Origin of the sequence: Mesorhizobium sp. SEMIA396, assembly GCF_024518615.1 — a bacterium.
Taxonomy (GTDB): domain Bacteria; phylum Pseudomonadota; class Alphaproteobacteria; order Rhizobiales; family Rhizobiaceae; genus Mesorhizobium.
The window spans coordinates 801203-814582 of sequence record NZ_JANIFC010000002.1 but is presented as its reverse complement, the minus strand read 5'-3'; the positions used below and the strand labels follow the sequence as shown (position 1 = coordinate 814582).

Here is a 13380-nt window from a genome sequence, read left to right as displayed (position 1 = left end):
TCTATTCCATGTTGGTGTGGCGGGCGCGCATGGCTTCGGGCGACGCCCCGATCAATTCCCTGAGTTTCAGCACCATCACCTCGAACAGCAGGAACAGCGCGCCTTCGAACACCGAGCCCATCGGCAGCACCGATGTCTTCTGCGCCCCCTGATCGTTGGCCATGGTCTGCGCGGGAATGAGTAGGGTGAAGTCCGCGCGCTTCGCCGCGCTGCCTGCGGCCTGGGCGGTCAGCAGGAGATTGGTTGCACCTGCTTGGTGCGCGACCTGCATCAGGGTCAGCACGGTCGAGGTCTCTCCCGGCCCGGAGCTGACCAGGAAGACATCGCCCTGCCCCAGCGGCGGTGTGTTCATGTCGCCGACCACGGACACCGGCAGGCCCAAATGGTAGAGCCGCATGGCAAACCCCTTGACCTGCAAGGCCTCGCGGCCGCAGCCATAGACGACGATCTGTCGCGCGCCGGCCAGCATTTTGCAGGCGGCGTCGATCCGGCTTTCGTCGATGCGGGCCAGCACGCCGCCGAGTTCCTCAAGCGCGGTCTCGAACAGGCTTTTGCTCTTGTCGCTCACCGCGATCCTGCCATCAAAAATCACCCCTGGTATTTGCCGCCCTTGCTGCCACGAACAGCTTGATTTCGTTCATGCTAGCAACCGCGAAAATGCGTGTCCAACCCGCAGCTATGCTTTTGCCTGACCACAGGCGTGATAGTGTCATGTCAGACAAATCGAGCGAGGCAAACGGCAGCATATGAAGACACGGCATTTCGACCGCATCGGCAATGGCGGCATCAGTTTCACCGAGCTCGGCTTCGGCGCGGCGCCGCTCGGCAACCTCTACCGTGCCGTCTCCGACGAGGACGCCAACGCCACGCTGGAAGCCGCGTGGGCGACCGGCTGCCGCTACTACGACACCGCGCCGCTTTATGGACTCGGCCTGTCGGAAACGCGGCTCAACCCGTTCCTGCGCGGCAAGAAGCGCGACGACTATGTGCTGTCGAGCAAGGTCGGCCGCATCATGCGCGCCTGCCCGCCCGAAGAGCGCACCGGCATCGGCAAGTTCTTCGACACGCCGTCGCGCCGCGAAGTGTACGACTACAGCTATGACGGTGTCATGCGCTCGTTCGAGGCCTCGCTTGAGCGCCTCGGCGTCGACCGGATCGACATCCTCTTCGTCCACGATGTCGACATCTTCACGCATGGCAGCAAGGAAGCCTCCGACCGGCGCATCGAGGAGTTCATGCGCTCGGGCTATTACGGCTTGCTGTCGCTGCGCGACCAGGGCGTGATCAAGGCGTTCGGTGGCGGCATCAATGAGTGGCAGGTCGCGCAGACGCTGGCCGAGCGCGGCGACTTCGACCTGTTCCTGCTGGCCGGACGCTATACGCTCCTGGAACAGGAGGCGCTGACGTCCTTCCTGCCGCTCTGCCAGGCACGCGGCATCGGCATCGTTCTCGGCGGCCCCTACAACTCCGGCATCCTGGCGACCGGACCGAAGCCCGGCGCCTACTACAACTACTCGGAAGCGCCGAAGGACATACTCGATCGGGTCGCCGGGATCGAAAACGTCTGCAAGCGTCATGGTGTCAGGCTGATCGAGGCCGCCCTGCAATTCCCGCTGCTGCACCCCTCGGTCGTCTCGGTGATCCCCGGTGGCCAGCGGCCGAGCGAGGTCGAGAGCAATCGCTCGCTGCTCGATGCGAAACTGCCCCCAGCGCTTTGGGCCGATCTCAAGAAGGAAGGTCTGATGCGCGCCGAGGCGCCGACCGCATAAGCCGGCCGCCGTCGCGTCAGCGTCGGGCACAAAAAATGAAAAGCCGGGCAAGCCCGGCTTTTCTGAGGTCTCTGAAAAGAAAAAACGCTTAGTTGACTGCGTCCTTGAGGCCTTTGCCGGCCGAGAACTTCGGCACGGTGCGCGCCGGGATCTTCACTTCGGCGCCGGTCTGAGGATTGCGGCCGGTCGAAGCCGCACGCTTTGACACGGAGAAATTGCCAAAGCCGACAAGCCGGACATCGCCGCCCTTCTTCAGTTCGCCGGTGATCACGGAAAATACCGCATCGACCGCCGACTGCGCGTCACCCTTCGAAATGCTCGCGGCGTCGGCGACAGCGGACACCAGTTCGTTCTTGTTCATAAAAATTCCCTTCCATGAGAACACCGGAACTATCGACTCATCCGGCAGGAAACGGACTTTAGAAAGAAGCGCTCCCGCAACCAAGTCGAAAAGGCAGGAAAAAAGCGGAAAAAGCCCGGAAATGCTGGGTTTTTCACATGAAAAAGCCGGGCTCTAGGCCCGGCTCTCCGTTTGTGCGCTGCAACCTTGACGAAAACCAACGCATGGCCTCGAAAACCGTAGCCGGTTTTCGGAAAGGGCCATGCGCAAGTCCGAGCGTTAGAGCGTCCTTTGTGCGTCCAGATGGACGCCCGGCGCTCTAATGCGCCAGGGACTTTCCAGCGTCGTCGGCACTGTCTGTCGAGGCCGGCGGATTGACCGGTTCGACCCATTCGATCGGCTCCGGCATACGCACCAGCGCGTGGCGCAACACCTCGCCGACACGTGAGACCGGAATGATCTCCATGCCGTTCTTCACATTGTCCGGGATCTCCGCCAGGTCCTTGGCATTGTCTTCCGGGATCAGCACCTTCTTGATGCCGCCGCGCAGTGCGGCGAGCAGCTTCTCCTTGAGCCCGCCGATCGGCAAGATGCGGCCGCGAAGCGTTATCTCGCCGGTCATCGCCACATCCGCCCGGACCGGAATACCCGTCAGTACCGACACAATGGCTGTCGCCATGGCAGCACCCGCAGACGGGCCGTCCTTCGGCGTGGCGCCTTCCGGCAGGTGCACGTGGATGTCGCGCTTGTCGAACAGCGGCGGCTCGATGCCGAAATCGACGGCGCGCGAGCGGACATAGGAGGCCGCCGCCGAAATCGATTCCTTCATCACGTCGCGCAGGTTGCCGGTCACCGTCATGCGGCCCTTGCCGGGCATCATGACGCCTTCGACCGTCAGCAGTTCGCCGCCGACTTCCGTCCAGGCAAGACCTGTAACGACACCGACCTGATCGTCAGCCTCGACCTGGCCGAAGCGGTAGCGCTGCACACCAAGGTAATCGGAGAGGTTCTCCGCCGTGATGCTCACCGTCTTCTTCTTCGTCTTCAGGATCTCGGTCACCGCCTTGCGCCCGAGCTTCATCAGCTCGCGCTCCAGGCTCCTGACGCCCGCTTCGCGGGTGTAGGTCTGGACGATGGCGCGGATCGCGTCCTCACCGACGGAAAACTCCTTCGGCTGCAGCGCGTGATCGCGGATCACCTTCGGCATCAGGTGCCGCTTGGCGATCTCGATCTTCTCGTCCTCGGTGTAGCCGGCGATACGGATGATCTCCATGCGGTCCATCAAGGGCGCCGGGATGTTCAGCGTGTTCGCCGTCGTCACGAACATGACGCTCGACAGGTCGTATTCGACCTCGAGGTAATGGTCCATGAACGTCGAGTTCTGTTCCGGATCGAGGACCTCGAGCAACGCCGATGACGGATCGCCACGGAAGTCCTGGCCCATCTTGTCGATCTCGTCGAGCAGGAAGAGCGGGTTGGACTTCTTGGCCTTCTTCATCGACTGGATGACCTTGCCGGGCATCGAGCCGATATAGGTGCGGCGGTGGCCACGGATCTCGGCCTCGTCACGCACGCCGCCGAGCGCCATGCGGATGAATTCGCGACCGGTCGCCTTGGCGATCGACTTGCCGAGCGAGGTCTTGCCGACGCCGGGAGGGCCGACGAGGCACAGGATCGGCCCCTTCAGCTTCTTCTGGCGGCTTTGCACGGCGAGATACTCGACAATGCGCTCCTTGACCTTGTCGAGGCCGAAATGATCAGTGTCGAGCACGTTCTGCGCGAACGCCAGGTCCTGCTTGACCTTGGAGTTCTTGCCCCACGGAATCGACAGGATCCAGTCGAGATAGTTGCGCACGACGGTCGATTCAGCCGACATCGGCGACATCGTCCGGAGCTTCTTCAACTCGGCTTCCGCCTTTTCGCGGGCCTCCTTGGAGAGCTTGGTCTTCTTGATGCGCGCCTCGATCTCGGCGGCCTCGTCGCGGCCGTCCTCGCCTTCGCCGAGTTCCTTCTGGATCGCCTTCATCTGCTCGTTGAGGTAGTATTCGCGCTGCGTCTTCTCCATCTGGCGCTTGACGCGCGAGCGGATGCGCTTCTCCACCTGCAGGACGGAGATTTCGGCTTCCATGAAGCCCATAGCCTTTTCCAGCCGCTCCTTGACCGAGAGCGTGGCCAGCATTTCCTGCTTCTCAGGGATTTTGATGGCGAGATGCGAGGCGACCGTGTCGGCGAGCTTGGAATAGTCGTCGATCTGGCTGGCTGCACCCACCACTTCGGGCGAGATCTTCTTGTTCAGCTTGACGTAGTTCTCGAAGTCGGTGACGACCGAACGCGCCAGCGCCTCAACCTCGACCTCTTCCTCGTCCGGCTCGACCAGCGCCGCGGCGCGGGCCTCGTGGAAGTCGGGATGGTCGGTGAACGAGACGATTTTCGCACGCGAAGCGCCTTCGACCAGAACCTTGACGGTGCCGTCGGGCAGCTTGAGCAATTGCAGCACATTGGCGAGCGTGCCGATGTCGAAGATGGCATCGGGCTCGGGATCGTCGTCGGCGGCATTCATCTGGGTGGCAAGCAGGATCTGCTTTTCCTGACCCATCACCTCTTCCAGCGCCTTGATCGACTTCTCACGCCCGACGAAGAGCGGCACGATCATGTGCGGGAACACCACGATGTCGCGCAGTGGGAGAACTGCGAAGACGCCGTCGCTGGGTGCCTTGGATACTTTGGCCATTGTCCAACCTTTCATGTCGCGGCCGCCAATCAGCCAACCGCGAATCTTATATTAACGACCGGGGATCGTTCCGCCTACCACCGTTTATGACGGGAGTTTTACAGCACAGAAATCGGGCACCTCGGCCTTCTCCAGTTAGTTGGATGCACGACCCCCAAAGATCAAGGGGCGTGTCCAAATCCGCACTTCCAACCCGTCCGCGAGTGACACATTTGCGACGCCAAGCCGTACGCCGCGCAAAAGCCCTGTGTGACAGCAAAACGGCGCCTTGCGGCGCCGTTTCAGAATTTCGCTGCGGGCTCATGATGTCAGGCGCTGACATTGCCCTTCTTTTCCTTCTGCTCGGAGTAGATGTAGAGCGGCCGGGCACTGCCGGTCACCACCTCCTCCGAAATCACCACTTCGCGCACGCCTTCGAGCGCGGGAAGCTCGAACATCGTGTCGAGCAGGATCGCCTCCATGATCGAACGCAGGCCGCGCGCGCCGGTCTTGCGCTCGATGGCGCGCTTGGCGATCGCCGAAAGAGCGTTCTCGTGGAAGGTCAGGTCGACATTCTCCATCTCGAACAGCCGCTGATACTGCTTGACCAGCGCGTTCTTCGGCTCGGTCAGGATCTGGATCAGCGCCGGTTCGTCGAGGTCTTCCAGCGTCGCCAGAACCGGCAGACGGCCTACAAATTCGGGGATAAGACCGAACTTCAACAGATCCTCGGGCTCGACCAGGCGGAAGACATCGCCAGTGCGGCGATCCTCGGGCGAAGCGACGACCGCGCCGAAACCGATCGAGGTCTTGCGGCCGCGATCCGAGATGATCTTGTCCAGCCCGGCGAAGGCGCCGCCGCAGATGAACAGGATGTTGGCTGTGTCGACCTGCAGGAACTCCTGCTGCGGGTGCTTCCTGCCGCCCTGCGGCGGCACGGAGGCGACGGTGCCTTCCATGATCTTCAGGAGCGCCTGCTGCACGCCCTCGCCCGACACGTCGCGGGTGATCGAGGGATTGTCCGACTTGCGCGAAATCTTGTCGATCTCGTCGATGTAGACGATGCCGCGCTGGGCGCGCTCGACATTGTAGTCGGCCGATTGCAACAGCTTCAGGATGATGTTCTCGACGTCCTCGCCGACATAGCCGGCTTCGGTCAGCGTCGTCGCGTCAGCCATGGTGAAGGGCACGTCGATGATGCGGGCCAGCGTCTGCGCGAGCAGCGTCTTGCCGCAACCGGTCGGGCCGATCAGCAGGATGTTGGACTTCGCCAGCTCGACATCGTTGTTCTTGCCGGCATGTGCGAGGCGCTTGTAGTGGTTGTGGACCGCCACCGACAGCACGCGCTTGGCGTAGGGCTGACCGATGACATAATCGTCGAGAACCTTGAGGATCTCCTGCGGTGTCGGCACGCCTTCGCGCGACTTCACCATCGAGGTCTTGTTCTCTTCACGGATGATGTCCATGCAGAGTTCGACGCACTCGTCGCAGATGAAGACCGTCGGACCGGCGATCAGCTTGCGCACTTCGTGCTGGCTTTTGCCGCAAAACGAGCAGTAAAGCGTGTTCTTGGAATCGCCGCTGTTGTTGCCGACCTTGCTCATTTTCATGTCCTTTCATGGCCGCCCGCCGATGGTCTGGCTGAAAGGGCGCATACTCTATCTATCGCGGGAATCCGCCGCCGCCAGTGTGTCCCGGCTCCCGCAACGCATTCCGTACGAAACACAAATCAGAAAACGTGGCAATGATTCGCGACAACCCCGCATAAAGCTAAGCCGCCGAAACTCAACATAGCCTTAACGTAGGCAATCCTGTCCCCCGAGGGAACAGCCAATTGTGGCCGAAATGCCGCAAGACGCGCCAAAAGCGCGTGATGGTGCCATCCAACTGCCAACTTGCCTTTATGCCAGCGCCCCTTCGGCCGCCTCGCGCGACGAAATGACCTTGTCGATGAGGCCGAAATCCTTGGCTTCGTCGGCGGTCATGAAATGGTCGCGGTCGAGCGTTTTCTCGATCTCTTCGTAGCTCTTGCCGGTGTGCTTGACGTAGACCTCGTTGAGGCGACGCTTCAGCTTGATGATATCCAGGGCATGGCGCTCGATGTCGGACGCCTGGCCCTGGAAGCCGCCGGAAGGCTGGTGAACCATGATGCGGGCGTTCGGCGTGGCAAAGCGCATGTCCTTGTGACCGGCGGTCAGGAGCAGCGAACCCATCGAAGCCGCCTGGCCGATGCAGAGCGTCGACACGGCCGGCTTGATGAACTGCATGGTGTCGTAGATCGCCATGCCCGAGGTGACGACGCCGCCCGGCGAATTGATGTAGAGGTTGATTTCCTTCTTCGGATTCTCGGCTTCGAGGAACAAAAGCTGCGCGCAGACCAGCGTCGCCATGCCGTCCTCGACCGGACCGGTGATGAAAATGATGCGCTCCTTGAGGAGGCGCGAGAAAATGTCGTAGGCCCGCTCGCCGCGATTGGTCTGTTCGACCACCATCGGAACGAGGTTCATGTAGGTTTCGACGGGGTTCTTCATCAGATATCTCTTATCTCGCGGTGGGATTCCGGCGCCGGGAATGCCGGCAGATCGGGCAGAATCGGTTCTGGATCGTTATTCCGTAAATAGGATGCCGGCTCATCCTTGTGCAAGGCCGACCCCTCCTAGCCATCTGGGTAAGTCGAATCAAGCTTTCTGACCAAGGATTCGCGGGCGGCGGATGCTTCCGCGGGTCCGGAGCCGCATGGCCGGCCGCGCAAGGTAGCAGTTTCTTAACCGCGTCACTTAACGAAATGCGCCGAAACCGCTTTTTTCCGAGACGGCTTCCTCTACAATTCAACGTTGAACTTATGCGTAGAGTTCAACAGGGGAAGTGTCATGCCCGGGAAAACCGCATGCTTCACCATCGCCGGCCTGACCATGCTCGGCACGATTTCGCAGACGGCGGCCGGCGGCCGCGCCGTCGAATGTTACGAGCCGGTCCGCAGTCCGGCCGTCTACGACACGGTCTATGAAGACGTGATGATCAGTCCGCCCGGTCAGCAGGTCGACTATATCGCCCCTATCTATGGCACGCGCGAGCGCGTCGTGATGACCGTTCCGGCGCAAGTGACCTACCAGGTCGTGCCGGCCGTCACCCGCACCGTCTACCGCACGGTCCGGATCGATGGCGGCGGCTATTCCTGGGAATGGCGCGTCGTCCATGGCCGCAAGGTGCTGTGCAAGGTCTGGCACAAGGCGCGCTACGAACGTGTCGCCAAAACCGTGGTGATCCAGCCCGAACGCACGCGGCGCGTGGTCATCCCCGCACAATACGACAGGATCGCCCAGGAGGTGCTGGTGCGGCCGGAGCAAAGGCGCATCATCGATGTTCCCGCCTCCTACCAGACCGTCGCGCGTCGTGTGCTGGTTCGCGAGGGTTCATCGGGCTGGCGGCGGGTGCATATTCCCAGGCATTGCCAGAATTAGGTCACCCCCGGCGGCGCTCAGGCGACCTCCGCCCGCAGCCATGCCTTCAAGCCGGCAATATCCCCATCGCCGACAGCAGCGGCAACGCGCCTGCCGACCGCCGCGCCGAACTTGTAGCCGTGACCGGAGCATGCCGAGACAACAAGGCATTTGCCCTTTTCATGCGCCATGAATTTTTCGTCTGATGTGAAAGTGTAGGCGCAGGTGACGACCTCGGTCACACGATAGTCCTCGATGCGGTCGATCGGCGGCGAAAACAGGTTGCGGATCGCCTCGCCCTCGCCCGCCACCGGCTGACGGTTCCAATCGGCGTCGCTGGTCGGCACCCTGTGCCGCCCGGACCCGAATTTCATGCCGGCGCCGCCGGAGGGCGGGATCACATAGCCGTCGATCGCGCCGCCGACATCGAGGACGACCGGTGCCGCCTGCCAGGCCGCCTCGAGATCGGCGGGCGGTTCGACATAGGCAAGTGCGGTTCGATAGGTCTTCAGCTCGCCGTCCAGCTCCGGAAACAGTTTCAGCACCCAGGCGCCGGCGGCGACAACGATGCGGTCGGCCTGCATGGTCTCACCGCTTTCGAGCACGATGTGGCCGGCTTCGGCGTCGACTTCGACGACCTTGCTATTTTCGTAGACATTGGCGCCGTTGGCGCGCAGCCACTTTGCCAGGCCGGACGCGATCTTGCGGCAATGCAGGGCGCCGCCTTCGGTTGAGAAATAGGCGTAGCGGAACGACCCGGCTTCCAGGAACGGCCAGCGCTTCACCGCAGCATCGGGCTCCAGCAATTCGAACGGAAAATTGCCTTCTTCCAGGCCCTCGCGATATTCCTCGGCCTCGTCGCCCGGCTCGCGCGAAATGCAGACAAATCCTCTGGGATCGAGGTGGCTTTCGCCGAGATCGGCCCACATCTCGTCCCAGGCCTGGTAGGCTTCGGTGATCAGCCGGCCATAGCCGGTCCCCGCGCGGTAGGCGCGGCGGATGATGCGATGATGGTCGCCCGACGCGGCCATCGGGTTTGGGATCGGCCCTTGCTCGACGATCGAAACGCTGTGGCCGGCCTTGACCAGCGACCACGCCGTCGAGAGACCGGCAATACCCGCACCGACAACGATCACCTTCATCAAATCAGACTTTCCGCAGCCGGTTGGCTGGCTCAACGTATTGGATTGCGGGCGCCAACATACGGTCTGGAACCAAGCTGGCAAGCCGCGCTATTGGTCTGGCATGAGCAAATGGACGCCTACCGCCCTGGCCTTTGATCCAGCCACTCGACATCTGCGGCTCGACCCGCACGAGCCGGCCTTTTTTCAAAACCCTTATGATGCCTATGCTTTCCTGCACGGCGTATCGAATGCATTCTTCTGGGAAGAATTCGGCTTCTGGTGCTTTGGCGGTTTCGACGACGTCAACCGGCTGCTGCGCGATCGCCGCTTCGGCCGGCAGAACCCGGCCGGCATTCCAGACAGCCGCGGCATTGGACAGGACCGCAGCCATCTCAGGGCCTTCGACGGCGTCGAAGCCAATTCGATGCTGGAACTGGAGCCGCCGGTGCACACGCGGCTGAGAACACTGGTCAACCGCGCCTTCGTCTCGCGTCAGGTCGAACGGCTGCGGGCGCGTGTCGAGGCTTTGGCCAACGAGTTGATCGACCGTTTCGAACCAGGCAAGGCGGTCGACCTGTTGCCTGCTTTCGCGGCGCCCTTGCCGATCACCATCATTGCCGAAATGCTCGGTGTCCCGGTCGAAATGGGGCCGCAACTGCTCGACTGGTCGCACCAGATGGTCGCCATGTACATGCATGGCCGCACACGCGCGATCGAAGAGACGGCCAACCGTGCCGCCCGCGAATTTGCGGATTTCCTCCGTGGCTACGTCACCGAGCGACGCCGAAATCCCGGCGACGACCTGTTGTCGCTGCTGATCTCGGCGCAGGAGGACGGTGAGAGGCTGTCGGAGGACGAGATGGTGTCCTCGGCGATCCTGCTGCTCAATGCCGGCCATGAAGCGACCGTGCATCAGACCGGCAATGCCGTCCGCTCGATCCTTATGCAGGGCGGCGATGTCAGCCGCTTCTTCGGTTCGCCCGAGGCGACCGCGGCAACGGTCGAGGAATGCCTGCGCTTCGACGCGCCGCTGCACATGTTCGCGCGCTATGCCTATCAGGAGATCGAGGTCGCGCCCGGCATCGTCGTGCAGCCGGGCGAGACGATCGGGCTGCTGCTGGGCATGGCCAATCATGACCCACGCGCCTTCGCCGATCCCCTCGCCTTCCGGCCCGACCGTGCCGACCAGAAGAACGTGTCCTTCGGCGCCGGTATCCATTTCTGCATCGGCGCGCCGCTCGCCCGGCTCGAATTGCAGGTGTCGCTGAAAACCCTGTTCGAACGGCATCCGAAGCTGCATCTTGCCGAAGAGGCGCGCTTTCGGGACACTTACCATTTCCATGGGCTGGAAACGCTCGCCGTCGGCTTTTGACGGCCACAAGCCGGGGCTGCCTCAGACTGTGCCCGGGGAATAGGTGGCGCCGGTTTGCCTGATCTGACTGAGTTGAAATTCGCCTTCCTGGAAGAGCCGCCATTCTGCTTTGCAGGTGCATCGGGCGAGGTCTCAGGCTGTGACGTCGAGCTTGCGCGCAGGCTCGGTGACATGCTCGGATTGGCGAGCTTTAAGCCGATCGAAGCCGAATTCGCTGAACTGCTGCCGGGATTGGTCGAGGGTCGTTGGACCATGACGACCGGCCTGTTCGTCTCCGAAGAGCGCAGGCAGCTTGTCGACTTCACACGGCCGATCTGGGCGCTGCAGGACGGGTTGCTGGTCGCGAAACACAATCCGCGTGGCTTTCGCGGCTACCAATCCATTGCCGAGGACCGGACAGCGTTGATTGGTGTCATAACCGATCAGGTTCAGCATCTTACGGCGTTGCACAACGGAATCGCGCCCGAGCAGGTCAGGACGTTTGCAACGCAGGCGGATGCGGCGGACGCAGTGGCCAGCGGCGCGGTGCACGCCTACGCCAGCGTTGCGATGGCGCACCGAGGCTATCTGACCCGGCGGCCCGATATGCCGCTTGGGCTTGTCGAGGTTCCCCCGATTGAAAAGCAGCCGTCGGCCGGTGCCTTCGCGATCGCCAAAGGCAATTCAGCCCTGCTCCGGCGCATCGATGCTTGCCTCGATGAATTGGTGGGCAGCGACTGGCACCGACGGATGATGGCGCGATACGGATTCTCGGACAGCGATATCGACCGCATCGTCTGATCCGTGCATCTTTTGTTGTTCGACCATGATCTTTACCCGAAAACCGGCCTCCACTTTTCGGGATCACGGTCTACAGCTTGATCACATACTCCTTGCGAGTCGTTTCAAGCACTTCCCAGCTGCCTTTGAAGCCGGGCCTGAGCACGAAGCTGTCGCCGGCCTTGACGGTACGCGCCTGCCCGCCGTCTTCCGCGATCACCGAAACGCCGGACAGGATGTGGCAGAACTCCCATTCGTCATAGACGATGCGCCATTTGCCCGGGGTCGATTCCCAGATGCCGGCGTAAAGGCCGCCGTCGCGCTCCTCGACATTCCAGGTGAGGAATTTGGGATCGCCCGAGATCAGCCGATCCGGCGTCGGCGCGCCCTGTTCGGCGTCGACAGTGTCGACGCCGATGGCAAGAAATTTTGACTCGCTCATGATCGGTCAGACCTTGGCTAGCGCCTGTTCGAGGTCGGCGACGATGTCGTTGACGTCCTCGATGCCAATCGAAAGCCGCACCGTGTCCGGTCCTGCGCCGGCCTTGACCTTCTGCTCGTCGGAAAGCTGGCGGTGCGTGGTCGAGGCCGGGTGGATGACCAGCGACTTGGTGTCGCCGACATTGGCCAGGTGCGAGAACAGCTCGAGCGCCTCGACAAATTTCACGCCGGCGTCATAGCCGCCCTTGAGAGCGAAGGTGAACACGGCACCGGCGCCCTGCGGCGAGTATTTCTTCTGCAGCGCATTGTTCTTATCGGTCGGCAGGCCTGGATAGTTCACCGACGCGACCTTGGGGTGGTTGGACAGCCAGGCGGCGACCGTCACGGCGTTGTCGCAGTGGCGCTGCATGCGAAGCGGCAAGGTCTCCAGGCCGGTCAAGATGAGGAAGGCGTTGAAGGGCGAGATCGCCGGACCGAGATCGCGCAGGCCGAGCACGCGCGCGGCAATGGCGAAAGCGAAATTGCCGAAGGTTTCGTGCAGGACAAGACCGCCATATTCGGGGCGCGGTTCCGACAGCATCGGGTATTTGCCCGACTTCGACCAGTCGAAGGTGCCGCCGTCGACGATGGCGCCACCGATCGAATTGCCGTGGCCACCGATGAACTTGGTCAGCGAATGGACGACTATGTCGGCGCCATGCTCGATCGGCCGGATCAGGTAGGGCGAAGCCAGCGTGTTGTCGACGATCAGCGGCAGGCCATGCTTGCGCGCGATGTCGCCGATCTTCTCGATATCGACGAAGGTGCCGCCCGGATTGGCCAGGCTCTCGATGAAGATCGCCTTGGTCCTGTCGTCGATCTGGCTCTCGAAGGTCGAGATGTCGTTGGTGTCGGCCCAGCGCACCTCCCAGCCATAATTCTTGAAGGCATGGCCGAACTGGTTGATCGAACCGCCATAAAGCTTGTTGGCGGCAACGAAATTGTCGCCCGGCTGCATCAGATTGTGGAACACGATCACCTGCGCGGCGTGGCCGGAAGCGACCGCGAGTGCCGCCGTGCCACCTTCGAGGGCCGCCATGCGCTCTTCCAGCACCGCCTGCGTCGGATTCATGATGCGGGTGTAGATGTTGCCGAAGGCCTTCAGCCCGAACAGCGACGCGGCATGGTCGGCATCGTCGAAGACGAAGGAGGTCGTCTGGTAGATCGGCGTGGCACGCGCGCCGGTCGCCGGATCGGGCTTGGCACCGGCATGGACGGCGAGCGTGTTGAAACCTGGCGTGCGGGTCACTGAAAACCTCCCTTTTGAAACTCTTGAAATCGCCGGGCATTCTTGGCGAAGCATGAGCGCGAATGCAAAGAAGAAAATGCCCTTCGGCGAACGATCTGCGGCCGAGGCCCGAGAAAATGCACTGGTCTAAGGAATAA

Annotated in this window: 12 protein-coding genes; 4 read left to right on the top strand and 8 right to left on the bottom strand. The window is 62.1% G+C overall.

What is annotated here, in order from left to right:
- Position 1 precedes the first annotated feature (1 nt).
- On the bottom strand, positions 2–568 hold the full coding sequence (locus NP503_RS08930; protein WP_127268005.1) for an SIS domain-containing protein: 567 nt from the start codon (positions 566–568) through the stop codon (positions 2–4).
- Between the two features lie 178 nt (positions 569–746).
- Here NP503_RS08930 and NP503_RS08925 point away from each other — a divergent pair, with 178 nt between their 5' ends.
- The gene (locus NP503_RS08925; RefSeq protein WP_127268006.1) at positions 747–1769 is read left to right on the top strand and encodes an aldo/keto reductase; all 1023 of its coding nucleotides are present in this window, start codon (positions 747–749) and stop codon (positions 1767–1769) included.
- Positions 1770–1857: 88 nt separating this feature from the next.
- Here the strand turns inward: NP503_RS08925 and hupB are convergent, their stop codons facing one another.
- The 4 genes from hupB to clpP form a co-directional block, all read right to left on the bottom strand.
- On the bottom strand, positions 1858–2130 hold the full coding sequence (hupB, locus tag NP503_RS08920) for a DNA-binding protein HupB (RefSeq protein WP_127268007.1): 273 nt from the start codon (positions 2128–2130) through the stop codon (positions 1858–1860).
- A 298-nt stretch (positions 2131–2428) separates the two neighbouring features.
- Entirely contained in the window at positions 2429–4840 is a 2412-nt protein-coding gene (gene lon, locus NP503_RS08915) for an endopeptidase La (protein WP_127268008.1), read from the bottom strand.
- Positions 4841–5148: 308 nt separating this feature from the next.
- Positions 5149–6423 carry an ATP-dependent Clp protease ATP-binding subunit ClpX gene (clpX, locus tag NP503_RS08910; RefSeq protein ID WP_013532190.1) on the bottom strand — a complete coding sequence of 425 codons (1275 nt, stop codon included), beginning with the start codon at positions 6421–6423 and terminating at the stop codon, positions 5149–5151.
- A gap of 297 nt (positions 6424–6720) precedes the next feature.
- The gene (gene clpP / locus NP503_RS08905; protein ID WP_013532191.1) at positions 6721–7350 is read right to left on the bottom strand and encodes an ATP-dependent Clp endopeptidase proteolytic subunit ClpP; all 630 of its coding nucleotides are present in this window, start codon (positions 7348–7350) and stop codon (positions 6721–6723) included.
- Between the two features lie 339 nt (positions 7351–7689).
- Here clpP and NP503_RS08900 point away from each other — a divergent pair, with 339 nt between their 5' ends.
- Entirely contained in the window at positions 7690–8280 is a 591-nt protein-coding gene (locus tag NP503_RS08900) for a hypothetical protein (RefSeq protein WP_127269904.1), read from the top strand.
- A 17-nt stretch (positions 8281–8297) separates the two neighbouring features.
- Here NP503_RS08900 and NP503_RS08895 read toward each other — a convergent pair whose 3' ends face one another.
- Positions 8298–9401 carry an FAD-binding oxidoreductase gene (locus tag NP503_RS08895; RefSeq protein WP_127269906.1) on the bottom strand — a complete coding sequence of 368 codons (1104 nt, stop codon included), beginning with the start codon at positions 9399–9401 and terminating at the stop codon, positions 8298–8300.
- A 103-nt stretch (positions 9402–9504) separates the two neighbouring features.
- On the opposite strand from NP503_RS08895, the gene NP503_RS08890 reads away from it, so the two are divergent.
- Together NP503_RS08890 and NP503_RS08885 are read left to right on the top strand one after the other, a co-directional pair.
- Positions 9505–10755, top strand: coding sequence for a cytochrome P450 (locus NP503_RS08890; protein WP_127269908.1), 1251 nt, complete (start codon positions 9505–9507; stop codon positions 10753–10755).
- Between the two features lie 54 nt (positions 10756–10809).
- Positions 10810–11535: a transporter substrate-binding domain-containing protein gene (locus tag NP503_RS08885; RefSeq protein ID WP_236383322.1), complete on the top strand. Its 726-nt coding sequence runs from the start codon at positions 10810–10812 to the stop codon at positions 11533–11535.
- 70 nt (positions 11536–11605) lie between these two features.
- Here NP503_RS08885 and NP503_RS08880 read toward each other — a convergent pair whose 3' ends face one another.
- The gene (locus NP503_RS08880) at positions 11606–11956 is read right to left on the bottom strand and encodes a cupin domain-containing protein (RefSeq protein ID WP_127269930.1); all 351 of its coding nucleotides are present in this window, start codon (positions 11954–11956) and stop codon (positions 11606–11608) included.
- A 6-nt stretch (positions 11957–11962) separates the two neighbouring features.
- A complete protein-coding gene (locus NP503_RS08875) occupies positions 11963–13243 on the bottom strand; it encodes an O-acetylhomoserine aminocarboxypropyltransferase (protein ID WP_127269928.1) in 1281 nt (426 codons plus the stop codon).
- Positions 13244–13380: the final 137 nt, after the last annotated feature.

Bases quoted from the DNA above. Each gene is read 5' to 3' on its own strand.
- NP503_RS08925 (WP_127268006.1), top strand. From the start codon at position 747: ATGAAGACACGGCATTTCGACCGCATCGGCAATGGCGGCATCAGTTTC.
- NP503_RS08900 (WP_127269904.1), top strand. From the start codon at position 7,690: ATGCCCGGGAAAACCGCATGCTTCACCATCGCCGGCCTGACCATGCTC.
- hupB (WP_127268007.1), bottom strand. From the start codon at position 2,130: ATGAACAAGAACGAACTGGTGTCCGCTGTCGCCGACGCCGCGAGCATT.
- NP503_RS08890 (WP_127269908.1), top strand. From the start codon at position 9,505: ATGAGCAAATGGACGCCTACCGCCCTGGCCTTTGATCCAGCCACTCGA.
- NP503_RS08880 (WP_127269930.1), bottom strand. From the start codon at position 11,956: ATGAGCGAGTCAAAATTTCTTGCCATCGGCGTCGACACTGTCGACGCC.
- NP503_RS08895 (WP_127269906.1), bottom strand. From the start codon at position 9,401: ATGAAGGTGATCGTTGTCGGTGCGGGTATTGCCGGTCTCTCGACGGCG.
- lon (WP_127268008.1), bottom strand. From the start codon at position 4,840: ATGGCCAAAGTATCCAAGGCACCCAGCGACGGCGTCTTCGCAGTTCTC.
- clpP (WP_013532191.1), bottom strand. From the start codon at position 7,350: ATGAAGAACCCCGTCGAAACCTACATGAACCTCGTTCCGATGGTGGTC.
- clpX (WP_013532190.1), bottom strand. From the start codon at position 6,423: ATGAGCAAGGTCGGCAACAACAGCGGCGATTCCAAGAACACGCTTTAC.